This is a genomic window from Bradyrhizobium sp. WBOS08 (assembly GCF_024585125.1).
In the GTDB taxonomy this organism is placed as follows: domain Bacteria; phylum Pseudomonadota; class Alphaproteobacteria; order Rhizobiales; family Xanthobacteraceae; genus Bradyrhizobium; species Bradyrhizobium japonicum_B.
Genome location: NZ_CP028988.1, coordinates 403,336 through 429,062, shown reverse-complemented (window position 1 = coordinate 429,062; position 25,727 = coordinate 403,336). Strand labels below are relative to the sequence as shown.

21 protein-coding genes and 1 other RNA gene are annotated in these 25,727 nt (G+C 65.9%); 16 read left to right on the top strand and 6 right to left on the bottom strand.

Going from position 1 to position 25,727, the window contains the following annotated elements; all coding sequences use genetic code 11:
- Positions 1–17: 17 nt before the first annotated feature.
- The 3 genes from DCM80_RS01980 (at position 18) to DCM80_RS01970 (ending at position 3,246) form a co-directional block, all read left to right on the top strand.
- Positions 18–1,028 (top strand): ABC transporter substrate-binding protein, encoded by a 1,011-nt coding sequence (locus DCM80_RS01980; protein ID WP_257195495.1) that lies wholly within the window; start codon positions 18–20, stop codon positions 1,026–1,028.
- Positions 1,029–1,089: 61 nt separating this feature from the next.
- Positions 1,090–2,445, top strand: a complete 1,356-nt coding sequence (locus DCM80_RS01975) for an amidase family protein (RefSeq protein ID WP_257195494.1) — start codon at positions 1,090–1,092, stop codon at positions 2,443–2,445.
- 72 nt (positions 2,446–2,517) lie between these two features.
- A complete protein-coding gene (locus tag DCM80_RS01970; protein WP_257195493.1) occupies positions 2,518–3,246 on the top strand; it encodes a Crp/Fnr family transcriptional regulator in 729 nt (242 codons plus the stop codon).
- A gap of 15 nt (positions 3,247–3,261) precedes the next feature.
- On the opposite strand, the gene DCM80_RS01965 is transcribed toward DCM80_RS01970, so the two are convergent.
- On the bottom strand, positions 3,262–3,597 hold the full coding sequence (locus DCM80_RS01965) for a DUF6665 family protein (protein WP_257195492.1): 336 nt from the start codon (positions 3,595–3,597) through the stop codon (positions 3,262–3,264).
- 43 nt (positions 3,598–3,640) lie between these two features.
- Positions 3,641–4,276, bottom strand: a complete 636-nt coding sequence (locus DCM80_RS01960) for a TetR/AcrR family transcriptional regulator (RefSeq protein ID WP_257195491.1) — start codon at positions 4,274–4,276, stop codon at positions 3,641–3,643.
- 195 nt (positions 4,277–4,471) lie between these two features.
- Here DCM80_RS01960 and DCM80_RS01955 point away from each other — a divergent pair, with 195 nt between their 5' ends.
- The 4 genes from DCM80_RS01955 (at position 4,472) to DCM80_RS01940 (ending at position 11,185) form a co-directional block, all read left to right on the top strand.
- Positions 4,472–5,779 carry an HlyD family secretion protein gene (locus DCM80_RS01955; protein WP_257195490.1) on the top strand — a complete coding sequence of 436 codons (1,308 nt, stop codon included), beginning with the start codon at positions 4,472–4,474 and terminating at the stop codon, positions 5,777–5,779.
- Between the two features lie 203 nt (positions 5,780–5,982).
- Entirely contained in the window at positions 5,983–7,569 is a 1,587-nt protein-coding gene (locus DCM80_RS01950; RefSeq protein ID WP_257195489.1) for a DHA2 family efflux MFS transporter permease subunit, read from the top strand.
- Between the two features lie 335 nt (positions 7,570–7,904).
- The gene (locus DCM80_RS01945; RefSeq protein ID WP_257195487.1) at positions 7,905–9,704 is read left to right on the top strand and encodes an ABC transporter ATP-binding protein; all 1,800 of its coding nucleotides are present in this window, start codon (positions 7,905–7,907) and stop codon (positions 9,702–9,704) included.
- Between the two features lie 74 nt (positions 9,705–9,778).
- Entirely contained in the window at positions 9,779–11,185 is a 1,407-nt protein-coding gene (locus tag DCM80_RS01940) for an MATE family efflux transporter (RefSeq protein WP_257195486.1), read from the top strand.
- A 146-nt stretch (positions 11,186–11,331) separates the two neighbouring features.
- Here the strand turns inward: DCM80_RS01940 and DCM80_RS01935 are convergent, their stop codons facing one another.
- Together DCM80_RS01935 and DCM80_RS01930 are read right to left on the bottom strand one after the other, a co-directional pair.
- Entirely contained in the window at positions 11,332–12,075 is a 744-nt protein-coding gene (locus tag DCM80_RS01935; RefSeq protein WP_257195483.1) for a sulfite exporter TauE/SafE family protein, read from the bottom strand.
- A gap of 175 nt (positions 12,076–12,250) precedes the next feature.
- Positions 12,251–13,621, bottom strand: coding sequence for a PLP-dependent aminotransferase family protein (locus DCM80_RS01930; protein WP_257195482.1), 1,371 nt, complete (start codon positions 13,619–13,621; stop codon positions 12,251–12,253).
- Positions 13,622–13,670: 49 nt separating this feature from the next.
- On the opposite strand from DCM80_RS01930, the gene DCM80_RS01925 reads away from it, so the two are divergent.
- The gene (locus DCM80_RS01925; protein ID WP_257177037.1) at positions 13,671–14,135 is read left to right on the top strand and encodes a DUF983 domain-containing protein; all 465 of its coding nucleotides are present in this window, start codon (positions 13,671–13,673) and stop codon (positions 14,133–14,135) included.
- A 70-nt stretch (positions 14,136–14,205) separates the two neighbouring features.
- Positions 14,206–14,919 (top strand): alpha/beta fold hydrolase, encoded by a 714-nt coding sequence (locus tag DCM80_RS01920; RefSeq protein WP_257195481.1) that lies wholly within the window; start codon positions 14,206–14,208, stop codon positions 14,917–14,919.
- 182 nt (positions 14,920–15,101) lie between these two features.
- Here the strand turns inward: DCM80_RS01920 and rnpB are convergent.
- Positions 15,102–15,528, bottom strand: an RNA gene (rnpB, locus tag DCM80_RS01915) — RNase P RNA component class A.
- Between the two features lie 131 nt (positions 15,529–15,659).
- Entirely contained in the window at positions 15,660–16,442 is a 783-nt protein-coding gene (locus DCM80_RS01910; protein WP_028138082.1) for an N-acetylmuramoyl-L-alanine amidase, read from the bottom strand.
- A 524-nt stretch (positions 16,443–16,966) separates the two neighbouring features.
- Between DCM80_RS01910 and rsmH the strand changes: the two genes are divergently transcribed.
- The 7 genes from rsmH (at position 16,967) to murD (ending at position 25,700) form a co-directional block, all read left to right on the top strand.
- Positions 16,967–17,956 (top strand): 16S rRNA (cytosine(1402)-N(4))-methyltransferase RsmH, encoded by a 990-nt coding sequence (rsmH, locus tag DCM80_RS01905; protein ID WP_257195480.1) that lies wholly within the window; start codon positions 16,967–16,969, stop codon positions 17,954–17,956.
- Positions 17,957–17,959: 3 nt separating this feature from the next.
- Positions 17,960–18,352, top strand: a complete 393-nt coding sequence (locus DCM80_RS01900) for a hypothetical protein (RefSeq protein WP_028138080.1) — start codon at positions 17,960–17,962, stop codon at positions 18,350–18,352.
- Positions 18,349–20,091: a penicillin-binding protein 2 gene (locus DCM80_RS01895; RefSeq protein WP_257177041.1), complete on the top strand. Its 1,743-nt coding sequence runs from the start codon at positions 18,349–18,351 to the stop codon at positions 20,089–20,091. Before DCM80_RS01900 ends, DCM80_RS01895 begins: the two co-directional genes overlap by 4 nt.
- A gap of 83 nt (positions 20,092–20,174) precedes the next feature.
- Positions 20,175–21,647, top strand: a complete 1,473-nt coding sequence (locus tag DCM80_RS01890; protein ID WP_257195479.1) for a UDP-N-acetylmuramoyl-L-alanyl-D-glutamate--2,6-diaminopimelate ligase — start codon at positions 20,175–20,177, stop codon at positions 21,645–21,647.
- Positions 21,644–23,023, top strand: a complete 1,380-nt coding sequence (gene murF, locus DCM80_RS01885) for a UDP-N-acetylmuramoyl-tripeptide--D-alanyl-D-alanine ligase (protein ID WP_257195478.1) — start codon at positions 21,644–21,646, stop codon at positions 23,021–23,023. Before DCM80_RS01890 ends, murF begins: the two co-directional genes overlap by 4 nt.
- A gap of 165 nt (positions 23,024–23,188) precedes the next feature.
- Positions 23,189–24,292 carry a phospho-N-acetylmuramoyl-pentapeptide-transferase gene (gene mraY / locus DCM80_RS01880; protein WP_257195477.1) on the top strand — a complete coding sequence of 368 codons (1,104 nt, stop codon included), beginning with the start codon at positions 23,189–23,191 and terminating at the stop codon, positions 24,290–24,292.
- A gap of 7 nt (positions 24,293–24,299) precedes the next feature.
- A complete protein-coding gene (murD, locus tag DCM80_RS01875; protein WP_257195476.1) occupies positions 24,300–25,700 on the top strand; it encodes a UDP-N-acetylmuramoyl-L-alanine--D-glutamate ligase in 1,401 nt (466 codons plus the stop codon).
- Positions 25,701–25,727 lie beyond the last annotated feature (27 nt).

Genomic DNA, 25,727 nt, shown 5'->3' with positions numbered 1-25,727 from the left:
ATCGAGGAGAGATCGACATGATGAAGAGACTTGTTGCCGCGCTCGCACTTGCCACGTTGGCGCTCACGGCCGCCGCGCGGGCCGAGGACAAGCCGGCCAAGGTGACCGTCGGCTATCTGAACTTGGTGAACGCGCAGCTTGTCACCAAGCATCTCGGCCTGCTCGCCAAGGAGATGCCGGGTGTCGACATCAAATACGTCAAGGTCGGCGGCGGCGGCGACATGCTGCGCGCGATCGCCGGCAACGACGTCGATTTCGGCGGCCTCGGCAATCCCCCGACGGCGATCGGGGCGACCCGGGCCCTGCCGATCAAGGGCATCCTCGTGATCAATCTGCTCGACTATGTCGAGGCGATGGTGGTGCGCGCCGACAAGAACATCACGTCGCTCAAGGACCTCAAGGGCAGGACGGTCGCCGCGCCGTTCGGGTCCACCACGCACTATCTGCTGTTGCAGGCGTTGAAGGACGAGGGCGTCGATCCCGCCTCGATCAAGATCATCGATCTCGCGCCTTCGGACATCGCGGCCGCCTGGCTTCGCGGCGATATCGATGCCGCCAGGTTCTGGGAGCCGAACCTCGACAAAGCCGTCAAGAACGGTGGCAAGATCCTGATCACCTCGGGGGAGATGACCAAGCGTGGCTATCCGACCTGGGACATCGGCGTCGTCATGAATGCGTTTGCGGAGAAATATCCGTCCTACGTCGACAAGTTCATCAAGGCCGAATGCGAGGGGATCGATTTCTGGCTGAAGAACCCGGAGAAGACCGCCGAGATCATTGCGGAGGAGCTGTCGCTGCCGCTACCCGACGCGACGCGGATGATGAAGGGCACCGGCATGGTGCCTTGCAACAAGCAGCTCACCGAGGAATATCTCGGCACAACCGCGAAGAAGGGCAGGTTTGTCGACACGCTAATCTCCACCGCCGACTTTCTGGTGAAGCAGGAGCGCCTGCCGAAGTTGTTGCCGCGCGCCGACTTCGAAGCCTTCATCCAGCCGGTCTATCTCGAGAAGGTGATCGGCCGCTGACGCGCCGGGCCGGCGGGCTCGTCTCGCCGGCATCTCCGATTCCCGTGAGCATGTGACCGACATGGATATTTCGCCTCGCCGTCTTCGCGCCGCCTATCGCAGCGGAACGCTCAAGCCGTCGGCCGTCGCCGCGCACGTGCTGTCGCGCCTGGCGGACGCCGACCAGAGCGGCGTCTGGATATCGACGGCGGGGCCCGAGAACGTCATGGCCGCGGCGCGCGCGCTCGATGCGCGCATCGGCGAGATCGACGGCCTGCCCCTCTACGGGCTCGTCTTTTCGGTCAAGGACTGCATCGACGTCGCGGGCGAGCAGACCACGTCGGCCTGTCCGGAATTTGCCTATGTCGCGAAGGATACGAGCCCGGTGGTCGCCGATGCCATCGCAGCCGGCGGGATCTTTATCGGCAAGACCAACATGGACCAGTTCGCGACCGGGCTCGTCGGTGTTCGCTCGCCCTACGGCATCGCGCGCAATCCGCACAATCCCGACTACATTCCCGGCGGCTCCAGCTCGGGCGCGGCGGTGTCGGTCGCAACCGGAACGTCGTCCTTCGCGTTCGGCACCGACACCGGAGGATCGGGCAGGGTGCCAGCGTCCTATTGCGGCGTGACCGGCTTCAAGCCGGCGCCGGGCGCGTTCAGCCAGCGCGGCATGGTGTATGCGTGCCGGAGCTTCGACACCATCTCGCTCTACACGCGCGGTCCCGCTGACGGCTACGACGTCTATCGCGTGCTGGCGCGGCGCGATCCCGCGGACTGTTTTGCCCCGGTGGATTTCGCCGGATGGACGGAGCAGACGTGCCCCGCGCGGCCGCTGAAGCTCGCAACGCCCCGCGTCGATCAGCTCAAGTTCTTCGGCAATCCGGAGACGGAGAGGCTGTTCGGCGCCGCACTGCACCGGCTGCGGCAACTCGACCTGCCGATCACGCCGGTCGATTTCGCGCCGTTCACCTCGATCAACGACTTGATGTTCTTCGGTCCGTTCCTTGCCGAGCGCGACGTCTCGGTCGGTGCGTTCCTCGACGCCCATCCCGATGCGGGCGTCAAGATCGTCCGCGACCTCGTCCTTGGCAGCCGGAAGTTCTCCGCCGCCGATGCGTACCGTGCGTTCTACGAGGTCAAGGAAGTCCAGCGTCGGCTTCGCGGTTTCTGGGAGGCTCACGACGTGCTGGTGGTGCCGACGGTCGGCACTGTCCTCAGCATTGATGATGTGGCGCGCGATCCGCTGACGGCTAACTTCAACAACGGTTACTACACCAACTACGCCAATCCGCTCGGGCTCGCCGCGATTGCAGTTCCCAATGCGATGACCAGGGCGGGTGTGCCTTACGGGGTCACGTTCTTGGCGCCGGCGGGGCGGGAGCGCCTGCTTGCTGACCTCGCCTGCGCATTTACAGCTGCGGCGGCCGTGCATTGAGCGTTCGCGCCGCGTTGCAATCCGACCTGATACCTCCTAGCCTTCGAGCCGTCACTCGAAGGGAGACTGATCGTGGGGCGCGGTCATGCGCATGAGGTCGCCGATCCGGGTGAGTCGTGCGCGGAGGCGCGAGCCGCCGGCACCGGGCGCTATGTGCTGAAGTCGTTGGACAAGTCCGATCTGGATCTGGTGATGCGGACCGGCAGGTTGGCGACCTACCAGAACCGCGAACATCTGCTGCGCGAAGGCGAGCCCGCGAACGGCATCCACATCATTTTGAGCGGGATCGTCGAAAGCACCCACGCCGGTACGCAGGGGCGAGAACTGATGCTGGCGACCTGGGAGGCCGGCGACTTCGTCGGCGCCCCCTACATTCTCGGCGATCATCAGCATAGCTGGTCGGCGCGCGCGCTCGGCCGGGTCGAGGCGCTGCATCTCGACCAGGATGCGATCCGCCGGCTCATCGCGCAGTCGCCTTCGTTCGCAGTCGCGCTGATCGAGTGTCTCGGCTTCAAGGGCGAGACTTATTCGATGTTGGCGCAGACGCTGGCCGGGCAGAAGGCTGCGGAACGACTGGTGCTGCTGCTGGTGAAACTGTGCGAGAACGCGGCGCAGGACGAGAACGGTCCGATCTCACTCGGCCGCATCACCCAGGCCAATCTCGCGCGCATGATCGGCGCGACACGGCAGTCGATCAGCCTGATCCTCAACCGACTCCAGGACGAGGGCATCATCTCGACCGGTCCGACCAAGATGGTCGTCAATGATCTCGCCGCGTTGAGAAAGCAGGTGACGGACTAGGTCGAGCTGCTGTCGTCATCTCGAGCCTGTTGTCGACGGCGCCAGCCCCATGCAACGCTGCACCTCGCCCGGGACATTGTAGGTGCGCATGATGTGGCGGCTGTCGCGCAGGCCCGTCGCCTCGCGCTGGACCACGAACATCCAAAGCGCCTGGCCGGCTTCCAGCACCAGCTTGCGCCTGGCCGGCTGCATCGAGGCTGCAGTTTCCGCGGCGGCGTGGGCGGCGTCGAACTCGCGCAAGCGCGCCAGCGCCTGTTCGAGCGCGCGGCCCATCCGACCGAGGGCCGAGGCCTGTTCCTGGACGATCTCGTAGTGGAGGATGTCGACCGGCGGGCGAAGATCACGAGACATGGCCGCAATATAATGCCGCCCCGCCTGCAGGTGCAACGCGCTGCTACTTCGTCTTGTACGCCGCCAGGAACATCCGCGTGGCGCTGTCGACCACCTCGGCCATGCGCTGTTCCGACGGTGCCGGCGCCGCCTGGAACACGAAGGGCAGGAAGAGTGAAGCCTTGGCCAGTTCCATGAACTGCGAGGCGGCAAGATCGCAATCCTCGATATCGAGATCGCGCGCGACCACACGGGCCTTGAGATAACCGGAGAGGCGGTTGATGCTCTTGTCCAGCACCCGCGCATAATAGCGGCGGCCGACATCAGGCATGCGTTCGGCGATCGCCATCACGGTCCGGATCGCCGATCCGCCACCGGGCCGGCAGATCAGGTGAAGGTAGGCGAGGCCGAATTCCCTCAGCGTGGCCTCGGCATCGCGGGCAGGATCGAAGTTGAACACGACCTGGCCGTGCTGGAGGGCCTCTTCCTCGATGATGGCTTCAAACAGCGCGGACTTGTCGGCGAAGTAGACGTAGAGCGTGCCCTTGGAGACCTGCGCGGCGCGCGCGATCTCGCCCATGCTGGCGCCGTCGAAACCCAGATCCATGAACACCTTGCGGGCACCGTCCAGGATCTGGCGACGTTTGGTGCCGTCCTCCTCTTGGACGGCGTGCAGATGGTCGCGGCCGGCTACAACCATTGGTTTAGGGTCTCGGAAGATTTTCTGATCAGCTGAACGGTCAAACGCAAATATTAAGGGATTCGGGCGAGTAGGGTGCCGCTCAGAGCCATTTGTGTATATTGACCGAACCGTTCGGTCAATGATATTTGAGATCAGCGACAGGGAAAGCGGCCTCCGGCCGGCCGTCCTCGATCGCCTTTTTTGGAGGCCTTGATGGCGGCATCGAGAGACCAGGCTGCGCGAGTCCTTCGCCAGGAAGCGGCGGAGCAAGCCGGCGGTAACGCTGCGATCGAGAGCTCCGCTCCCGTTGCCGAGCACTTGCGCGGTGAAAGGGTCGAGGAGGCCAAGCGCCGCCCCGCTGAGGCGCTGGAGAAGCCCGCGACTGACGAGCCGGCTGCAGCAGCGCCGGATGCACCCGCAGGCGGTGCTCCCAAATCCGGCAAGCGCAAATTCGTCCTGATGGGCGTTGGTCTGCTGCTCGCGCTCGCCGTCGCGAGCTATGCCGGCTATTACACGCTGGTCGGCCGCTTCTACGTCTCCACTGACGACGCCTACGTCCGCGCCAACAACACCATGCTGGGCGCGCGGGTGTCCGGACACGTCGCCTCGATCCTCGCCGGCGACAACAGCCCGGTGCGCGCCGGCGACGTCGTCCTGCGCATCGACGACGGCGACTACAAGATCGCGGTCGAGGCCGCCGCCACGAAGATCGCGACCCAGCAGGCCGCCATCGACCGCATCGGCCGCCAGGTCGCCGCGCTCGACAGCCAGGTCGCGCAGGCCAAGGCTCAGCTCGTCTCGGCCCAAGCGGGCCTGAAGCGCGCCGATCTCGATTACGAGCGCCAGCAGGCGCTGAGCACCAAGGGGTTCGCCTCGCGTGCAGTGTTCGAGAGCTCGGAAGCCGGACGCGACCAGGGCGCCGCCGCGGTCAAGGCCGCGCAGGCCGCCTACGACGTTGCCGTCAGCAATGTCGAGGTTGCCAAGGCGCAGCAGGCCGAAGCGCAGGCCCAGCTCGCCGAGCTCAAGACCACGCTCGCCAAGGCCGAGCGCGACCTCAGCTTCACGGCGGTGCGTGCGCCGGTCAACGGCACGTTCTCCAATCGCCTCGTCAACACCGGCGACTTCGTCGCGGTCGGTCAGCGCCTTGGCAACATCGTGCCGCTGGACGACGTCTACATCGACGCCAATTTCAAGGAGACGCAGCTCAAGCGCATCCGTCCCGGCCAGCCGGTGACGATCAAGGTCGACGCCTACGGCATGCGCAAGTTCTCCGGCGTGGTCGACAGCATCGCGGCGGGCGCGGGCTCGGTGTTCACGCTGCTGCCGCCCGACAACGCCACCGGCAATTTCACCAAGATCGTGCAGCGCGTGCCGGTCCGCATCCGCGTGCCGAAGTCGGTGGCGAAGCAGAACCTGCTCCGGGCCGGCATGTCGGTCTATGCCACCGTCGACACCAACAAGGGCGCCGCCGACGCCGACAGCGAGGTCGATCTCGACGATCCCGCGGTCCATCCGCAGTAGGATGCGGTGAAATGCATCGCGCTGCAGCGGCAAGTGCAGGTGCGCTCCCTCTCCCGCTTGCGGGAGAGGGCTGGGGAGAGGGTGCCTCCGCAATGGGACAGTCCCCAAGCGGAGAGAACCCTCACCCGGCGCTACGCGCCGACCTCTCCCGCAGGCGGGAGAGGTGCACCGACCCCGCGGCTGGCGCGATCCCGAGCTGACCCATGGCAACCGCCACCACCGCTTCACCTGCCATGATGGCGGACCCGGCGTCGGAGCGCATCGCGCCGAAGCGGCTGTTCGCCTTCATCATCATGGTGTTCGGGATGTTCATGTCGATCCTGGACATCCAGATCGTCTCGGCATCCCTCAGCGAGATCCAGGCCGGCCTGTCGGCAAGCTCCAGCGAGGTCTCATGGGTCCAGACCGCCTATCTGATCGCCGAGGTCATCGCGATTCCGTTGTCGGGATTCCTGTCGCGCGCCTTCGGCACGCGGCTGCTGTTCGCGATCTCGGCGGCCGGCTTCACCGCCGCGAGCCTGCTCTGCGGCTTTGCCACCACCATCGAGGAGATGATCCTTTGGCGCGCGCTGCAGGGATTCCTGGGCGCCGGCATGATCCCGACGGTGTTCGCCTCGGCCTATACCGTCTTCCCGCGAACGAAATTTCACATCGTCGGTCCCATCATCGGGCTGGTCGCGACCCTTGCTCCCACGATCGGGCCGACGGTCGGCGGCTACATTACCGACCTGATGTCGTGGAATTGGCTGTTCTTCATCAACGTCGTGCCCGGCATCGGCATCACCGTCGGCGTGCTGGCGCTGGTCGATTTCGACGAGCCGCATTTCGAGCTGCTCGACCGCTTCGACTGGTGGGGCCTGCTGTTCATGGCGAGCTTCCTCGGCACGCTGGAATATGTGCTGGAGGAGGGCCCGCAATATCAATGGATGCAGGACACGTCGGTCGCGATCTGCGCCTGGATCTGCGGTCTCTCGGCCATCGCCTTCTTCTGGCGCGTGTTCACGGCGGCCGAGCCGATCGTCAATTTGCGCACCTTCTCGGACCGCAATTTCGCCGTCGGCTGCACGCTGCAGTTCTGCATCGGCATCGGACTCTATGGCCTGACCTACATCTATCCGCGCTATCTCGCCGAGGTGCGCGGCTACAGCGCGCTGATGATCGGCGACACCATGTTCGTCTCCGGCATTACCATGTTCCTGGTCGCGCCGCTGGTCGGCCGGCTCATGGCGAAGGTCGACATGCGCTACATGATCGCGTTCGGCCTCGTCGTGTTCGCGCTCGGCTCCTACCAGATGACCTGGATGACGCGGGACTATGATTTCTATGAACTGCTGGTGCCGCAAATCCTGCGTGGCGTCGGCATGATGTTCGCGATGGTCCCGACCAACAACGTCGCCCTCGGCACGCTGCCGCCCGACAAGGTGAAGAACGCGAGCGGCGTGTTCAACTTGATGCGCAATCTCGGCGGCGCGCTCGGCCTTGCCGTCATCAACACGGTGCTCAACGACCGCACCGACCTTCACATCAGCCGCTTGCAGGAGCGCGTGACCTGGGGCAACGCCACCGCTACCGAAACTCTGAGCATGTTCATGCAGAAATTTCAGGGACTTGGCGATTCCGCGCTGATGGCCATGAAGCAGCTTTCCCAGCTGGTTCATCGCCAGGCCGTGGTGATGAGCTTCGGCGATGCCTTCTTCATCCTGACGCTGTTCTATCTCGCGCTCAGCTTCCTTGTGCTGCTGCTGAACAAGCCGCCGTCGCCGTTCGGCGCCGGGGGCGATGCGCACTAATTTGCAACACTCATCCGTGATCTCGCACAAGCCCCGTTGCAAAGCGCGAACCACACATCTATAAAGCGCACCTCATTCAATCGAACCGGGAGGGATTTGCATGATTTCGTCGCATTCGCAGATCGTACGCCCGCGCTCGATGATGGTCTGGCTCGGTATGTACGCGGCCTGTTAGAGGCCTCTTCCGCCAGCTTCGATTGGGCCAAGGTTTCGACCAAGCGTCCCGATCGCTCCGCTTCGCAAGTCAAAGTCAGTTTTGAGTGACGCCGTTCGGCCCTCGTGGTCGGCCTGTGTCCGCCGTTGGAGCCGGCCCGCGCGTGCGGCCGGATGATGTCATGACCGCTCTGTCCAAGAGACCCGCCGCCATTCGCGTGGTGCTGCCCTTCGTATTCCGGCACTGGCTGAAGCAGCCGGGGCGCGGCCTGATCGTGGCCGGCGGCCTCCTGGGTGCGACCATCGCCGATCTGTTTATGCCGGTGTTCTCGGGACACCTGGTCGATGCGCTGACGCGCGGCCCGTCCGATCCCGAGGCGCGCCACGCCGCGCTGGTGGCATTCGGCGCGATCGTGGCGCTGGGCGCGGCCTCGATGGTGCTGCGGCTTATCGGACTCCAGGCGATCGTGCCGTTCACGCTTAAGATCATGTCCGACGTCGCGCAGGACGCGTTCACCCGCGTGCAGCGCTTCTCGACCGACTGGCACGCGAACTCCTTTGCCGGCTCCACGGTGCGCAAGATCACCCGTGGCATGTGGGCGCTCGACCTGCTCAACGACACCATCCTGATGGCGCTGGCGCCCTCGTTGCTGGTGCTGGTCGGCTCGATGATCCTGATCGGCGTGCACTGGACCTCGCTCGGCCTCGTGATCGCGATCGGGGCGATCCTCTACGTCACCACGACGGTCGTGTTCTCGACGCGTTACATCGCGCCGGCCGCACGCGTCTCCAATGCCTGGGACACCAAGGTCGGCGGCACGCTGGCGGACGCGCTGACCTGCAACGCGGTGGTGAAATCCTTCGGCGCGGAAGCGCGCGAGGACACGCGGCTCGCCCGTGTCATCAACCGCTGGCGGGTGCGCGTGCGGCGAACCTGGTTTCGCTATAATTACACGGCGATGTCGCAGCTTTCCTTGCTGCTGTGCCTGCGCGCGTCCGTGATCGGCGGATCGGTGCTGCTGTGGATGTCAGGTCACGCATCGCCCGGCGACGTCACCTATGTGCTGACGAGCTACTACGTCATTCACGCGTATTTGCGCGACGTCGGCATGCACATCAACAACCTCCAGCGCTCGGTCAACGACATGGACGAGCTGGTGGCGATCCATGACGAGCCGATCGGGATCGTGGATGCGTCCGATGCGCGGCCGATCGCGATCGAGGGCGGCCAGATCGTGTTCGACGACGTCACGTTCCATTATGGCGGCCATCGCGCGCCGCTCTACGACGGACTGTCGGTGACGATCCGCGCCGGCGAACGCGTCGGCCTGGTCGGACGCTCGGGCTCCGGCAAGACCACCTTCGTCAAGCTGGTGCAGCGGCTCTACGACGTCAGCGGCGGCCGCGTGCTGATCGACGGGCAGGATATCGCGCACGCCACGCAGCAATCGCTGCGCAGTCAGATCGCGATCGTGCAGCAGGAGCCGATCCTGTTCCACCGCACGCTTGCGGAGAACATCGCCTACGGCCGGCCGGGTGCCAGCCTGGAGGCGATCGAGCAGGCGGCGCGGCTGGCGAATGCGCACGACTTCATCCTGCGCCTGCCGAAGGGCTACGGCACGCTGGTCGGCGAGCGCGGCGTGAAACTGTCGGGCGGCGAGCGGCAGCGCGTGGCGCTGGCGCGCGCGTTCCTGGCGGATGCGCCGGTGCTGATCCTGGACGAGGCGACCTCGAGCCTGGATTCGGAATCGGAGGCGCTGATCCAGCAGGCGATGGAGCGGCTGATGAAGGGCCGCACCTCGATCGTGATTGCGCACCGGCTGTCGACGGTGAGGAGCCTCGACCGCATCCTGGTGTTCGACCGCGGCGAGATCGTCGAGCAGGGCACCCACGCCGTGCTCGCGAGCAAGCCCGGCGGCATCTATCGCGGCCTGTTCGAGCGCCAGGTGGTGGAACTCGGGCATATCGCGGCGGCGGAATGAACGGCGCGGGGCGGCGGAGGCTCCGCCGTCACGCCGCAAGAACGCGTTAAGGAATGCGTCAAGGATGGAACGACATGAAAGACCTGACGAACGGCTCCATCGTGAGACACATCCTGGCCATGGCCCCTCCGATCATGGTCGGCATGGTCACGATCATGATCTGCCAGTTGGTCGACCTCTACTTCGTGTCGGGCCTCGGCGATGCCGCGGTCGCGGGCGTTGCCGCGGCCGGCAATGCCGGCTTCCTCGTCAACGGGCTGATGCAGGTGCTCGGCGTCGGCGCGGTGGCGCTGATCGCGCATGCCGTGGGACGCAAGGACCGGGCGGATGCAAACCTGATCTTCAACCAGGCGATGGTGCTGTCGGTGCTGTTCGGAGTGTTGACCCTGGTCGCAGGTGCCGTGCTGTCGCGCCCCTACATGCATTCGATCGCCGCGGACCAGGCCACGATCGAGACCGGGACCACTTACCTGCTGTGGTTCATGCCGGCGCTCGCGCTGCAGTTCGCGACCCAGGTGATGGGATCGGCGCTGCGCGCCACCGGTATCGTTCGTCCCGTCATGCTGGTGCAGACGCTTGCCGTGGTCATCAATATCGCCCTGGCGCCGGTTCTGATCTCGGGCTGGGGCACCGGCCATGCGCTCGGCGTTGCCGGTGCGGGTCTGGCGAGCTCGATCGCGGTCGCCCTCGGCGCGCTGATGCTGCTGGTCTATTTCTGCAAGGTCGAGCGCTATGTCGCCTTCAGCGCGGCGCAGTGGCGGCCGCATCCGCGCCATCTCATGCGCATTCTCGACGTCGGCCTGCCGGCCGGCGGCGAGTTCGCGATGATGTTCATCTTCATGGCGGTGGTCTATTACGTGCTGCGCGATTTCGGCGCGGCGGCGCAGGCGGGATTCGGCATCGGGCAGCGCGTGCTCGGCCTGATCAACATGCCTGCGCTCGCGGTCGGGCTGGCGGCCGGGCCGATCGCTGGACAGAATTTCGGCGCAGCCAATGCGGCGCGCGTGCGGGAAACTTTCATCAAGACCGCTTTGATCGTCACGCTCGTGATGGCCGGCTTCATGATCCTTGCGCAGGTGACGCCGGAGTTGCTGCTCGGCGGATTCTCGAACGACCGCGAGACCATGGAGATCGCCTATCTGTTCCTGCGGATCATCTCGCTCAACATGATCGCGCAAGGGCTGATCTTCACCTGCTCGAGCATGTTCCAGGCCCTCGGCAACACCAAGCCGGTGCTTTTGACCTCGGCGACGCGCGTGCTCACCTACTCCCTGCCGGCGATCTGGCTCTCGACGCTGCCGGGCTTCCGCATGGAGCACGTCTGGTATCTCTCTGTCGCAACGACCACGTTGCAGGCCGGCTTGAGCCTGTGGCTGCTGCATCGCGAGTTCAACAAGCGCCTGACGTTGGTGCCGAAGGTGAGGACCTCGGAGCAGGAGACCCCCGAACCCGTCGCGCCTCTCGCCCGCGAGCCGGTGTGACGGCAGCTTGTTCCTTGTGTTGCGTTCGTTGGAAGGACGGAAGAGCTAAAGCATGATCCGGAAAAGTGCGTAGCGGTTTTCCGGCAAGATCATGCGCAAACAACAACCTAAAGCGCGATGACGATTCATCCAAATCTCATCGCGCTTTAGAGCGCGCCGAGACTGTTCCAGACCAGGGTCAGGCCGGACAGGAACAGCAGACCGAGCACGACATCGCCAAAATGCTTGTCGTTGAGGGCATGATAGACGCGTGCGCCGGCCCAGGCGCCGATCAAGGTGCCGGGAAAGGCGACCAGTGCGAGCCAGACCACCTTGAGCTCGACGAGACCCGATGCGGTCTGCAGCACCAGCGCGGTGGCCAGCACCGTGAAATTGAAGAGCTGGAAGATGCCGCGCCGCTCGTGCTTGTTCCAGCCGCGGATGTTGGCCCACAGGATCGGCAGTGGACCCGACAATCCGGCGAGGCCGCCCAGGATGCCGCCGGCAAAGCCGATCGCACCGTCGGCGATGCGGCCGCCGAACGTGATCGCGAGCGGCCTCTTGTTCAGATACATCGCGCTCGAAAAGATCAGAATTAAAATGCCGACGCTCAGCTTGAACACTTTGGGATCGGCCGAGGCGATCATCATGGTCCCCAGCGGCACACCGGCCAGCCCTCCGATCAGGAACGGCCAGACCAGCGAGAGGTCAAAGCTCTTCCACATCGACGGCAACGTCGAGGTCTGCGCGATCACCGAGCAGATCAGCACCAGCGGCACCGCGAGCGAGGGCGGCAGCACGTAGAGCCAGATGCCGAGCGCCATCAACGCCGTGCCGAACCCTGCCAGCCCCGAGACGAAGCCGCCGGCCAACGCGCCGAGGAGCAGCAGGACGTAGGTGAGCATTTCCAACGGATTGTCCTTCGCCGCGGCGATCCCGAATTGTCGATCGCCGCCGCCCGCATAGCACGCTTGCTGCCGTGCAAGTCAATCCATCCCGCATGCAAGCGTGATCTGCGGCGCGTCGGGCTTTCGCGAAGGGCGGCGACGATCGTGCGCTGCGGCCATCGCCCTCGTCGTCGATGGTCTAGACGATTTGCCTGGTGTCGGCGGGCTTCTGCAGCGCGCCGACCAGGATGCGCAGCGCTTCCGTCAATTCAGATCTGTTCCGGGCCGCCCCCAGCGAGACGCGGGCCGCGTGCGGCGGCGTCCCGCCGACCGTGAAAGCATCGGCGGCGACGACTGCAAGTCCGTTCCGCAGCAGATCTGCGGCGACATCGGGCCGGCGCTCGGGCAGCCGCAGCCATAGATGATGCGCTGCCGGCCTCGCCAGGAATTGGAAGCCCTTCAGCGTGCGTTGCGCGAGCTGCTGCCGGCCGATTGCTTCGTTGCGAATGGCGGTGATGATGCGATCGGCAACGCCAGTCTCGATCCAATGCGTCACCAGTGCGACCATCAGCGGCGCCGGCATCTGCACGGTCGCCTGCAGGGACGTGCGCATCTGTCGCTGCGCGTCGCCGTCGGGCGTCACCAGATAGGCGACGCGCAACGCCGGTGCGATGCATTTCGACAGCGTGGTCGCGAGATAAGTCCGCTCGGGAATGAGATTGGCGATCGGCGATGCCGAGCGGTCGAGCAGGCCATAGGCGTCGTCCTCGATCAGGATCGTATCGGCGTCGCGGATGATCTTTGCAACGGCACCGCGCCGCTCGGCAGAAAGCGTCGCTGTGGTCGGATTGTGCAACGTCGGAATGAGATAGACGGCCTTAGGCTTGTGCACGCGGCAGGCCTTGGCCAGCGCATCGGGCAGGATGCCGCCGTCATCCATGGCGATCCCGACGAGCTTGATGCCGAGCTGCTCGGCCGCGGCCTTGATGCCGGGGAATGTCAGCGCCTCCGTCAGCACGATATCGCCGGGCTTCGCGAGGTGCGCGAGCAGGTTGAACAGGATCGTCTGCGCGCCGGGAAAGACCACGAGTCTGTCGGCATGGGCGTGCGGCACCCGCCCGCGCATCCAGCGCGCCGCGACCTCGCGCTCATGCGCGCTGCCGCCGGGCGGCTGATAGTTGAGATACGCCGTCAGGCCCGATTGCGCGCGGATGGATTCCAGCCCGGCGATGATGCGTTCGTCGAGCTGCGCCTCCAGCGGATGCGGCGGCACGTTCATCGACAGATCGATTGCGACGGGATGCGGCAGGTCGACCGCGCGGCGCGCGCTGGTCTCCGACACGAACGAACCCTGTCCGACCCGCGCCTCCAGGATGCCGCGGCGCCGCGCCTCGGTGTAGGCGCGCGTCACCGTGGTGAGATCGATGCCGAGAGCTTTCGCCAGCGCGCGCTGCGTCGGCAGCTGTTGGCCGCGCACCAGCCGGCCGGCGGCGATGTCCGCCTCCATGGCCTCGACGATGCGCTGGTAGCGCGGGCCTGACAGCTCCGAGATTGTCGGGATCCAATCCATGCAATTCCGGCCCTTATCCTTTGAATGTATGGATACAGCCTATTATTGTATGGGTCGTCGAAAAGGAAGAGGTGTGGTCATGGCGGCCGGTTCAGTCTCTCTGGGGAAGGCGATGTGGCGCGGCTTTCGCGGCAAGTGCCCGAATTGCGGCGAAGGGCATCTCTTCGGCCGTTTCCTGAAAGTCGCCGATCGTTGCGATCATTGCGGCGAGGAGCTGTTTCACCAGCGCGCAGACGACTTTCCGGCCTACCTCGTGATGGTCGTGGTCGGCCATCTCGTGGTGCCGGCGATCCTCGCGGTCGAGACCGCCTATGCGCCGCCGGAATGGTTGCAGCTCGCCGTGTGGCTTCCGGTGACGCTGTTCGCCTCGCTCGCATTGCTGCAGCCGACCAAGGGCGCCATCGTGGGGCTGCAATGGCAGCTCGGCATGCACGGATTCGAGGCGGGAAAGCTGCGGCGGGAGGCGGGCGAGCTCGCGCCCGTGCTGGTGAAGGCCGACGCCCGCGCCGCCTGAGGCGGCGTTTACATCACGCGGCCGGTCGCTACACTTCATCGTCGAAAGAATAAAAACGATGGAAACGCCGATGGCCGCCCGCGCGAACACCTTCCTGCTCTGTCACGGCGCATGGTCCGGCGGATGGGCCTGGAAGAAGATGCATCCGCTGATGGCTGAGGCCGGTCATCGCCTGGTGACTCCGACTTATACGGGCCTCGGCGAACGCGCGCATCTCGCCAGCCCGGCGATCGATCTCGACACGCACATTCAGGACATCCTCAACGTCATCAGATTCGAGGATATCGACGACATCGTGCTGCTCGGCCACAGCTATGGCGGCATGGTCGCGACCGGTGTCGCCGACCGCGCCCGCGAGCGTGTGAGGCAGCTGATCTATCTCGATGCTTTCGTGCCGCGCGACGGCCAGTCGCTGTTCGACCTCAACGAGGCGGGGCGGGAGTCGATGCGAAGGGCGGCAGCCGCTGGCGACGGCTATCGCATTCCGCCGAACCCGCCGCCGCCGGATACGCCGCAGGCCGATCTCGACTGGCTGAACGCGCGCCGGGTGCCGATGCCCATCAAGTGCTTCGAGACGAAGCTGAGGCTCGAACATGGCGAGCCGGCGATCCCGCGCAGCTACATCTATTGCACCCGCATCCCGCCGGGCGACGTGTTCGGGCAATTCACGACGCGTGCCAAGAACGAGAACGGATGGCGCTCTTTCGAGCTCGATGCCAGCCACGCGCCGAATGTCACTGCGCCGGAGGCGCTGATGCGGATGTTGGACGAGATCGTTGTATAGTTTCCGCCGTCATTCCGGGGCGCGCGTAGCGAGAACCCGGAATCCGTTCTTCCACCAATTCTGCTGCGCGATGGATTCCGGGCTCGCGCTACGCGCGCCCCGGAATGACACCGGCTAGGGGCGACGCGCTTGGCTAAAATGGTGAGGGGCCCGGCGCGTTGGCGCCGAACCCCTCGTTGCAAGATATCAGCCGGCCTGTAAGCCGGGTTCTGTAGGGCACCGTCCGCTTGCGCGGACGATACGTGACGGCCATTCCTCTGGGACCGTGTTTGCACACGGCCTCGAGCAACCTACCCGGACGGCGGGCCTGACATCGCCCCGCGGCGTTATCGCTTTCGCGAACAGCCCGCTACGCCGTCCCTATTCGGTTTTGCTCCCGGTGGGGTTTGCCATGCCGGCTCCGTTGCCGCAGCCGCGGTGCGCTCTTACCGCACCTTTTCACCCTTACCCTGCCAAGCCCGAAGGCGAAGCGGGGCGGTTCGTTCTCTGTGGCACTTTCCCTGGGGTCACCCCCGCCGGACGTTATCCGGCACCGCATGTCAAGGGAGCCCGGACTTTCCTCCCCGGCGGCCTTTCGGCACCTGCCGGAGCGGCCGTCCGGCCGACTGACCGGTAACGCATGGGGCATTTGTGACCGTCCCGTCAAGCCGATATCGCCGAGCGTACGGCCTGCAACAGTTCATCCTGAAGATGTGTGCCCAGTGTCCGGGACACGGCGATGGCGCGTCCGGCTGTTGTCGTCACTTCGACGCGACGGTGGTCCCTTCCGGTGGCAGGCTGGCCAGCAGCGCCTGCAATGTCGACAGCGTCGAGTGGTCCGCGACGCCATCGAGCCGCGCCGGGCGGAAATGGCGCTGGAAGGCCGTGACGACCTCCATGGTCGCGGCGTCGTATTTGCCTGATAGCGGCACGCCGTAGCCGTATCTGGCGAGCGCCTGCTGCAGGCTCAGCACCTCGTCGCTGATGGTGCCGAGCATCAGGGTCTCGCCGCGCACGACGGGGGCGGGCGTGACCCAGTGACCGACGCCGGAATTGGCGAGCGAGTGCCACGGAAACTTCTCGCCGGGGTCCTTCTTGCGCGCGGGCGCGACGTCGGAATGGCCGAGCACCCGGTGGGACGGCACCTTGCGGCGGAGCATGATGCCGCGGCACAGCGCGATCACGGCTGCGATCTGGCGCAGCGGAAACTCAGGATAGCCCCAGTCGTGGCCGCGATTGACGATCTCGATCCCGATCGAGCAGGAGTTGATGTCGTCCTCGCCGGCCCAGGACGATACGCCGGCGTGCCAGGCGCGCTTGGTCTCGGGCACGCATTGCACGATGCGGCCGTCCTCCAGCACGACATAATGCGCCGAGACCTCGGTGCCGGCCGTGCACAACCGCGCCAGCGCGCCCTCGACATCGGGCATGCCGGTGTAGTGCAGCACGATCATATCGGGCTGCCGTCCCTTGTTGCGCTCGCCGTAATTCGGCGAAGGGATGATGTCGGAGACGATCGAGGAGTCCGGCTCGAACGTCCGCATGTTCGCCGCGGCCTTGGGAACCGGGAGGACGCGGTGGCGCTTCGAATCAGTTCCAGATGGTGTGGACGAACCGGACGGCGGCATGGACAACTCAGGTCGGACGCGAATGGGCCAAGCCCTTCTCTTTACTATTCCTTTACCGTCAACCGTGCGCAATCGCGCGGCGCGGTTAACGGATGCATTTTGCGGATGTGTGTGGAAGAGGCATCACCGCCGCTTCACCTTTGCGACTTGTAACGAGTCGATCAACGCTTTCTTAACGCTAAGGGCCGTTACTGAGAGCTGAAGAGCCGACCCGCGTCCGGAGGCGGCCAAAGCGTATTTTGGCTCGAAATCCCATGGCTGCCCGACAAATTCCGCTCGGAACACTCGGTCTGCGGCCCGGGACGACCGGGCTCGGTAACCATGCCGGACTGGGGCTTTGTCGTGGAACCGCCGCGACGCGGAATGATTCGAGGCGTTATGGGCTTGTTCGTCCCCGATCTCGCTTGGACGTCAGGCAGGGCCTTCGGCGGGCGTGGCGCATGAGCCCGGCCCCGCACATTCCCGTTCTTGGCCGCGAGGCCATCGCCCATCTCGCTCCGCGCGATGGCAGCCTTTATGTCGACGCCACGTTTGGTGCCGGCGGCTATAGCCGTGCGATCCTGGACGTGCCGGGAACCCGGCTCATCGCCATTGATCGCGACCGCACGGCGATCGCAAGCGGTGCCGCGCTGGTCGAACGCTCCGCCGGCCGGCTGACCCTGGTCGAGGACCGCTTTTCCAATCTCGCCGATGTCTGCGCGGCACAGGGCATCGACACCGTGGACGGCGTCGTGATGGATGTCGGCGTCTCCTCGATGCAGCTCGACCAAGCCGGCCGCGGCTTCTCGTTCCGCCTCGACGGTCCGCTCGACATGCGGATGGGACAGTCAGGGCCGACCGCAGCCGACGTCGTCGCGCGTGCCTCCGAAGGTGATCTCGCCGACATCATCTATCAGCTCGGCGAGGAGCGGCATTCGCGCCGCATCGCCCGCGCCATCGTGGCCGATCGGCAGGAGACGCCGTTCACGACCACGCGCGCGCTTGCCGATCTCGTCGGCAGGGTGGTGCGATCGAAGCCGGGCGACATTCATCCGGCGACGCGGACCTTTCAGGCCTTGCGCATCTTCGTCAACGAGGAGCTCGATGAGCTGCAGACCGCGCTGGCGGCCGCCGAGCGCGTGCTCAAGCCCGGCGGCCGCCTCGTCGTGGTCTCGTTTCATTCGCTCGAAGACCGCATCGTCAAGAATTTCCTCTCCGAGCGCTCGAAGACCGGCGGCGGCTCGCGGCATCTGCCGGAACTGGCGCAAGTTGCGCCGAGCTTCCAGCTGCTGACGCGGCGGCCCATCGTCGCCGGTGACGACGAAGTCGCGCATAATCCGCGGGCGCGTTCCGCGAAATTGCGCGCGGCCGAACGCACCTCGGCACCGGCGCATCAGGATGGCGAGCAATCGTCCTGGCCGAAACTCTCCGACGTGATCAGGGGCGGGTAGCGGATGCGCATCATCCACCTCATCGTCATCGGCGCGCTGATCTTCGCGGCGGCCTATGTCTACCGGATCAAGATGGACTCCACCGCGCGCACCGAGAAGGTGCTGCGGCTGCATGCGGAGATCCGCGAGCAGCGCGACGCGATCGCGGCGCTGCGGTCCGAGTGGGCCAAGCTCGATGCGCCGCAGCGGCTGCAAGGGCTGTCCGACCGGCATCTGCAGCTCAGGCCGGTCAACGGCACGCAGTACGATTCGCTGAAGAACCTGCCGGAGCGTCCGCCACGGATGTTCAGGCCGGGCGAGCCCGATCCGATCGGGGCCATGCTCAACACCATCGAAGCCGCCAGCGATCCCGACAATGTGACGGGCTCCGTGCCTCAGCCCGAGGACAAGCAATGAGCGCTGTGACTCCGGCCAAGCCTGCAGAACCCTGGCGGCAGCGTCTGATCCGCAGCCTGCTGTACGGACGCAACGTCGACCGCGCCGTAAAGGCGCGCGCACGCGTCGGTCTCGCCATGCTCGCCTTCGCCTTGGTCTATGCCCTGATCGGCGGCCGGCTCGTGATGTTTGCGATCGGCGCCGATGCCCATAGTGCGCGTCGCGCGGCCTCGCAGGAGGTGGTTGCGACCGCGCGGCCCGACATCGTCGATCGCAACGGCGCGATCCTGGCGACCGACGTCAAAACGGCGAGCCTGTTCGGCGAGCCGCGCCGCATCATCGACAAGGACGAGGCGATCGAGCTTCTCACCGCGACCGTGCCCGACCTCGACGAGGCCGAGGTGCGCGAACGCCTGAGGACGCGCAAGGGCTTCGTCTGGCTCAAGCGCGAGGTCACGGCGCAGCAGCAGCAGGCGATTCACAAGCTCGGCATTCCCGGCATCGGCTTCCTGCGCGAGAACAAGCGCGTCTATCCGACCGGCAACGAGGTCGCCCACCTCATCGGCCTCGTCAACATCGACAACCAGGGCATTGCCGGCATGGAGAAGTGGCTCGACAATCAGGGCCTCGCCGATCTCCACCGCGCCGGATTCGCTACCGACCGGCTGCAGAAACCGATCGAACTCTCGGTCGATCTGCGCGTCGAGCACGCGTTGCGCGACGAGCTGCTGAAGGCCAAGGACAAGTTCCACGCCAAGGCCGCCTCCGGCCTCGTCTCCAACGTCAAGACCGGCGAGATCGTCGCGATGGTGTCGCTGCCGGATTTCGATCCCAACAATCCGAAGGAAGCGCACGATCCCGACCGCATCAACCGCCTGACCACCGGCGTCTACGAGATGGGCTCGACCTTCAAGGCGTTCACGCTGGCGATGGGGCTGGATTCCGGCAAGATCAATCTGAACTCGATGTGGGACGCACGCGGCAACCTGCACTACGGCAAGTTCACCATCCACGACAGCCATCCGCTCGGGCGCTTCATCAACACCAAGGAAGTGTTCACCTACTCTTCCAACATCGGCGCGGCACGGATTGCGCTCAACCAGGGAGTCGAGGCGCACAAGGCCTTCCTCACCAAGCTGGGACAGACGACCCGGCTGCGCACCGAGCTGCCGGAAAGCGCGGCGCCGCTGGTGCCGCGACGCTGGGGGGAACTGAACACCGTCACCATCGCCTTCGGCCAGGGCATGTCGGTGGCGCCGCTCCAGGCGGTAATGGGCATCAACGCGCTGGTGAACGGCGGCCATTTGATTCCGCCGACGTTCATGAAGCGCAGCGAATCCGAAGCCGCGGCGCTGGCCAAGCGCGTGATCAAGCAGGACACCAGCGACAAGATGCGGTTCCTGATGCGGCTTAATGCCGAAGTCGGCTCGGCAAGAAAGGCGGACGTCAAGGGCTATTATGTCGGCGGCAAGACCGGCACGTCCGAGAAGGTCATCAACGGCCGCTACGCCAAGAAGCGCGTGCTCAACTCGTTCACCGCCATCCTGCCCTGCGACGACCCCAAATATCACGTCCTGATCATGCTGGACGAGCCGCAGGCATTGCCCGAGACGCATGGTTTCATCACTTCGGGATGGAACGCGGTGCCGACCGGCGGCAAGGTGATCGAGCGGATCGCGCCGCTTCTGGGCGTCGAGCCGCGGTTCGACCTGCCGCCTGCGGAGCGCCTTATTCTTGCAGCATCCAGGACAACCCAGTAATCAACGGGGTAGGCTTTCGCCGCGGCTGAGTCGGGATTTTCCCCGGATTCGGCTTCCCGGCAGGGCATGTCGACTGGAAGACCATGAAGCTGCGCGACCTCCTGGGTCAGGATATTCTGGGCGATGACGCCGCGCTCGAGCCCGCTGCCGCCGCGCTCGATGTGACCGGCCTTGCGCTCGACAGCCGCGCGGTCAAACCGGGCGATGTCTTCTTCGCGCTGGCGGGCAGCAAGACCGACGGCGCGCGTTTCATTGATGCTGCGGTTGCCGCGGGCGCCGTGGCTGTCGTCGGTGACCATGCGCCGGTCGCGGGCAAGGTGCCGTTCGTCGCGGTTGCCAATCCGCGCCGCGCACTGGCGCTGGCCGCTGCCAACTTCTTCCCCGCCCAGCCGGCGACCATCGCGGCCGTGACCGGCACCAGCGGCAAGACCTCGGTCGCAGCCTTCACGCGCCAGATCTGGGAGCGGCTCGGGCATGCCGCCGCCAGCATCGGCACCATCGGCCTCGTCTCGCCCAAACGCACCATCTACGGCTCGCTGACGACGCCGGATCCGATCGCGCTGCACCGGCAGATCGACGAGATCGCGCGCGAGGGCGTGACGCATCTCGCCTTCGAGGCGTCGTCGCACGGGCTCGATCAGTACCGGCTCGACGGCGTGCGCGTCTCCGCCGCCGGCTTCACCAATCTGTCGCGCGACCACATGGATTACCATCCGACCGTCGCACATTATCTCGCGGCGAAGCTCCGCCTGTTCCGCGAGCTGGTGCCGCCCGGCGGCGCGGCGGTGATCTCTGCCGATCATGATTGCTCGGCAGAGGCGATCGATGCAGCGAAGGCGCGCGGCCTGCGCGTGATGGCGGTCGGCCGCAGCGGCGACGGGGCGGGCGAGGGCATCCGTCTCACCGAAGCCGTGGTCGAAGGCTTCTCGCAACGGCTGACGCTCGAACATCGCGGCAAGCGCCATGCGATCCGGCTGCCGCTGGTCGGCGAATTCCAGATCGAGAACGCAATGGTGTCGGCCGGTCTTGCGATCGGCACCGGCAGCGATGCAGCCGACGTGTTCGCGAACCTGGAGCATCTCGAAGGCGCCAAGGGACGATTAGAGCGCGTCGGCGAGCGCAACGGCGCGCCGATCTTCGTCGACTATGCGCACAAGCCCGATGCGCTGGCGAAGGCGCTGCAGGCGCTGCGGCCCTATGCCAAGCGCCGGCTGGTGGTCGTGTTCGGCGCCGGCGGCGACCGCGATGCCGGCAAGCGCCCGATCATGGGCGAGATCGCGGCCGAGAATGCCGACGGCATCATCGTCACCGACGACAATCCGCGCAGCGAGAAGCCGGAAGCGATCCGCGCCGCGATCCTCGCCACCGCCAAGGACGCCCGCGAGATCGGCGACCGCGCTGCTGCGATCCGCGCCGCGATCGAGGAATTGCAGGAGGGCGATGCGCTGCTCATCGCCGGCAAGGGCCACGAGACCGGGCAGATCGTCGGCGGAGAGGTCTTGCCCTTCAGTGATCACGAGGCGGTCGCCGCCGCATTAGCGTCGAGGATTGCATGAGCGCGCCGATATGGACGATTGCCGAAGTGGCGCGCGCGCTGGGCGCGGACGGATCGTTCCCGGACACCCCGATCGATTTCGTCACCCAGGACAGCCGCCTGGTGAAACCGGGCAGCCTGTTCGTGGCGCTGAGCGGCACGCCGAGCGGCGGCTTCGTCTCGGCCTTCGCCAGCGCGCGCGACGGTTGGGAGTTCGCCGACAAGGCGGAGGCTTCAGGCGCGGTCGCCATGATCGTGCCGCACCAGATCGCGGGCATCAGCATTCCCCAGATCGTCGTCAAGGACACGCTGATCGACGGCCTCTGGGGCCTCGCACGCGCTGGGCGCGCGCGTTTCAAGGGGCCGGTGATCGGGCTCACCGGCAGCGCGGGCAAGACCAGCACCAAGGAGTTTCTGGCGGCCTATCCGAACGCCTATGCCAGCCCTTCGAGCTTCAACAATTTCTGGGGCGTGCCGCTGACGCTGTGCAACGCGCGGCCCAACGCCAGCCTCTGGGTCGTCGAGATGGGCATGAACCAGAAAGGCGAGATCGCGCGGCTCAGCGAATTGACGCGGCCGACGGTGGCGCTGGTCGTCAACGTCCAGCCCGTGCATCTGGAAAAGCTCGGCTCGCTCGAAGCTATCAGGCACGAGAAAGTCTCGATCGCGCTCGGCCTGCCCGAGGACGGCGTGCTGGTGCTGCCTGCGGGACTCAAGGCCTCCGAATGGAAAGGCAAGGTCGTGCGTTTCGGCGAGCACGCCGAGGTGCATGAGGTCGCGCACGCGCCGCATGGCGAGAGCTGGCAGGTCGTGGCCATGATCGGCAAGAAGGAGATCGCCTTCAGCCTCACGCCGGGCGCGCCGCACCGCGTGCAGAATGCGCTGGCCGCGCTCGCCGCGATCCGCGCGGCTCATCTCGATCCGGCGACGCTCGCGATCAAGCTCGACCGCGTCGGCATCATGACCGGCCGCGGCGTCGAGCAGACGGTCGGCGGCATCACCGTGATCGACGACAGCTTCAACGGCAATCCGGCCAGCGTTGCTGCCGCGCTGCAGAGCCTTCAGGCCCGCCACATGAGCGGCGGCCGCCGCATTGCGGTCCTCGGCGACATGTTGGAGCTCGGCGAAGACGCGCCGGACTACCACACCGCCCTTGCCAAGCATCTCGACGGGATCGACGGGGTCTACTGCGTCGGCCCCCTGATGCGCCACCTCTACGATGTGCTGCCGTCAGGCAAGCGCCTCGGCTGGCACGATGATCCGGCCACGCTGAAGCCGGGCGAGGTCGCAAATCTGCTGCAGGCAGGCGATGTCGTGGTTGTCAAGGGGAGCAAGAAGATGTTCTGGGTCAACAAGTTTGTACCCGGCCTGGTGGCCGCCTTGCAGGCGAAGGCGTAAACTGCTTGGAAGGCGCCGCTCCCGAATCTTAACCCTTTGCGGCGCGAAGCGATCCGGTTTCCCTGGGGCGCGCGACCCATGATGAAGACAGCGAATGCGCGTGAGGCACGTTCAAGCGAATACCCAGGCCAAGACCGCGTGCATTGGCGCGATAGGACCGACTGAATGTTTTACTGGCTGATCGAGCTCTCCAACACATTTCCGGGCTTCGGTGCCGTCCGCACCTTCCTGAACGTCTTCCGCTACATCACCTTCCGCACTGGCGGCGCGGTGGTTACCGGCGCGCTGTTCGTGTTCCTGTTCGGGCCCTGGATCATCGACCATCTGCGCATCCGCCAGGGCAAGGGCCAGCCGATCCGGAGCGACGGTCCGCAATCCCATCTCGCCAAGAAGGGCACGCCGACGATGGGCGGGCTGATGATCCTGTCCGGCCTCACCGTCGGCACCGTGCTGTGGGCCAATCCGCTCAATCCCTATGTCTGGATCGTGCTGGCGGTGACGCTCGGCTTCGGCTTCGTCGGCTTCTATGACGATTACCTCAAGGTGACCAAGCAGACCACGACCGGGTTCGGCAGCAAGCTTCGCCTCCTGATCGAGGCTGCGATCGCGCTGGTGGCTTGCTACGCGCTGGTGCGGCTGAACCGCGATCCCGCCTCGACCGCGCTGACGATTCCGTTCCTGAAGGACACCGTGCTGCATTTCGGCTGGTTCTTCGTCATCTTCGGCGCCTTCGTCATCGTCGGCTCCGGCAACGCGGTCAACCTCACCGACGGTCTCGACGGCCTCGCCATCGTGCCGGTGATGATCGCGACCGCGAGCTTTGCGATGATCGCCTATCTCGCCGGCAACGCGGTGTTCGCCGAATATCTCCAGATCAAATATGTCGCCGGCACCGGTGAGCTCGCGGTACTCTGCGGCGCGCTATTGGGTGCCGGCCTCGGCTTCCTCTGGTTCAATGCGCCACCAGCTTCGATCTTCATGGGCGACACCGGCTCGCTCGCGCTTGGCGGCATGCTCGGCGCCATCGCGGTCGCGGTGAAGCACGAGATCGTGCTCGCGGTGATCGGCGGCTTGTTCGTGCTGGAGGCGGTCTCGGTCATCGTGCAGGTGGTGTCGTTCAAGCTCACGGGCAAGCGCATCTTCAAGATGGCGCCGATCCACCACCATTTCGAGCAGCTCGGCTGGACCGAGCCGCAGATCGTGATCCGGTTCTGGATCATCTCGGTGATGTTGGCGCTCGCCGGTCTGTCCACGCTGAAGCTGCGGTGATCGCTCGATGATCCCCGTCACTTCCTTCGCCGGCAGGACCGTCGCGGTGTTCGGCCTCGGCGGCTCGGGGCTCGCCTCCTGCCACGCGCTGAAAGCGGGTGGCGCCGAGGTGATCGCCGCCGACGACAATGCCGAGAACGTCGCTAAGGCCGCGCAGGCCGGTTTCATCACCGCCGATCTGCGCAACGTGTCCTGGGCGAATTTCGTCGCGCTCGTGCTGGCGCCCGGCGTGCCGCTGACCCATCCGGTGCCGCATTGGAGCGTGCTGAAGGCGCGCGAGGCCGGCTGTGAGGTGATCGGCGACATCGAGCTGTTCTGCCGCGAGCGGCGCCGCCACGCGCCGGACGCGCCGTTCGTCGCCATCACCGGCACCAACGGCAAGTCGACCACGACGGCGCTGATCGCGCATCTCACCAAGGTCGCCGGTTACGACACCCAGATGGGCGGCAATATCGGCACCGCGATCCTGTCGCTGGAGCCGCCGCGCATGGGCCGCGTCCACGTCATCGAGATGTCGTCCTACCAGATCGACCTCACGCCCTCGCTCGATCCCTCCGTCGGCATCCTGCTCAATGTCAGCGAGGACCACATCGACCGCCACGGCACCATCGAACATTATGCCGCCGTGAAGGAGCGCCTCGTCGCCGGCGTGCAGGACGGCGGCACGGCGATCGTCGGCGTCGACGACGGCTTCTGCCGCGACATCGCCGACCGGCTCGACCGCGCCGGCAAGAACGTGGTGCGCATCTCCGTCAAGAACCCGCTGGCGAGCGGCATCTATGTCGAGCATGGCGACATCGTGCGTTCTTCGGGCGGTGCCCGCAGCGAAGTGGGCGCGCTCGGCGGCATCGGCTCGCTGCGCGGCCAGCACAACGCGCAGAACGCGGCCTGTGCTGCCGCCGCCGCGCTCGCGATGGACATCAGCCTGGAGGTGCTGCAGAACGGCCTGCGCAGCTTTCCCGGCCTTGCGCACCGCATGGAGCAGGTCGGCCGCCGCGGCAACGTGCTGTTCGTCAACGATTCCAAGGGCACCAATGCCGACGCCACCGCGCATGCGCTGTCGTCATTTTCGGACATCTTCTGGATCGCCGGCGGCAAGCCCAAGGCCGGCGGGATCACCGGCCTGACCGGCTTCTTCCCGCGCATCCGAAAAGCCTATCTGATCGGCGAGGCCGCGCAGGAGTTCTCGGGAACGCTGGGCACGCAGGTGCCGCACGAGATCAGCCAGACGCTCGACGTCGCCGTCGCGCATGCCGCGCGCGATGCGGATGCCGCAGGCCTCACCGACGCCGTCGTGCTGCTGTCCCCCGCCTGCGCCTCCTTCGACCAGTACCGCAACTTCGAGATCCGCGGCACCAAGTTCCGCGAGCTGGTGCGGGCGCTGCCGGGCGTGAAGCCGGTGGTGTGAGGCGGTCTCATGTCCCGGACGCGGCGC

What these genes read in the sequence shown, in the direction of transcription:
- DCM80_RS01980 (WP_257195495.1), top strand. Translation starts at nt 18, where the DNA reads ATGATGAAGAGACTTGTTGCCGCGCTCGCACTTGCCACGTTGGCGCTC.
- DCM80_RS01975 (WP_257195494.1), top strand. Translation starts at nt 1,090, where the DNA reads ATGGATATTTCGCCTCGCCGTCTTCGCGCCGCCTATCGCAGCGGAACG.
- DCM80_RS01965 (WP_257195492.1), bottom strand. Translation starts at nt 3,597, where the DNA reads ATGTCTCGTGATCTTCGCCCGCCGGTCGACATCCTCCACTACGAGATC.
- DCM80_RS01960 (WP_257195491.1), bottom strand. Translation starts at nt 4,276, where the DNA reads ATGGTTGTAGCCGGCCGCGACCATCTGCACGCCGTCCAAGAGGAGGAC.
- DCM80_RS01955 (WP_257195490.1), top strand. Translation starts at nt 4,472, where the DNA reads ATGGCGGCATCGAGAGACCAGGCTGCGCGAGTCCTTCGCCAGGAAGCG.
- DCM80_RS01950 (WP_257195489.1), top strand. Translation starts at nt 5,983, where the DNA reads ATGGCAACCGCCACCACCGCTTCACCTGCCATGATGGCGGACCCGGCG.
- DCM80_RS01945 (WP_257195487.1), top strand. Translation starts at nt 7,905, where the DNA reads ATGACCGCTCTGTCCAAGAGACCCGCCGCCATTCGCGTGGTGCTGCCC.
- DCM80_RS01940 (WP_257195486.1), top strand. Translation starts at nt 9,779, where the DNA reads ATGAAAGACCTGACGAACGGCTCCATCGTGAGACACATCCTGGCCATG.
- DCM80_RS01930 (WP_257195482.1), bottom strand. Translation starts at nt 13,621, where the DNA reads ATGGATTGGATCCCGACAATCTCGGAGCTGTCAGGCCCGCGCTACCAG.
- DCM80_RS01925 (WP_257177037.1), top strand. Translation starts at nt 13,671, where the DNA reads ATGGGTCGTCGAAAAGGAAGAGGTGTGGTCATGGCGGCCGGTTCAGTC.
- DCM80_RS01920 (WP_257195481.1), top strand. Translation starts at nt 14,206, where the DNA reads ATGGCCGCCCGCGCGAACACCTTCCTGCTCTGTCACGGCGCATGGTCC.
- DCM80_RS01910 (WP_028138082.1), bottom strand. Translation starts at nt 16,442, where the DNA reads ATGCGGACGTTCGAGCCGGACTCCTCGATCGTCTCCGACATCATCCCT.
- rsmH (WP_257195480.1), top strand. Translation starts at nt 16,967, where the DNA reads ATGAGCCCGGCCCCGCACATTCCCGTTCTTGGCCGCGAGGCCATCGCC.
- DCM80_RS01900 (WP_028138080.1), top strand. Translation starts at nt 17,960, where the DNA reads ATGCGCATCATCCACCTCATCGTCATCGGCGCGCTGATCTTCGCGGCG.
- DCM80_RS01895 (WP_257177041.1), top strand. Translation starts at nt 18,349, where the DNA reads ATGAGCGCTGTGACTCCGGCCAAGCCTGCAGAACCCTGGCGGCAGCGT.
- DCM80_RS01890 (WP_257195479.1), top strand. Translation starts at nt 20,175, where the DNA reads ATGAAGCTGCGCGACCTCCTGGGTCAGGATATTCTGGGCGATGACGCC.
- murF (WP_257195478.1), top strand. Translation starts at nt 21,644, where the DNA reads ATGAGCGCGCCGATATGGACGATTGCCGAAGTGGCGCGCGCGCTGGGC.
- mraY (WP_257195477.1), top strand. Translation starts at nt 23,189, where the DNA reads ATGTTTTACTGGCTGATCGAGCTCTCCAACACATTTCCGGGCTTCGGT.
- murD (WP_257195476.1), top strand. Translation starts at nt 24,300, where the DNA reads ATGATCCCCGTCACTTCCTTCGCCGGCAGGACCGTCGCGGTGTTCGGC.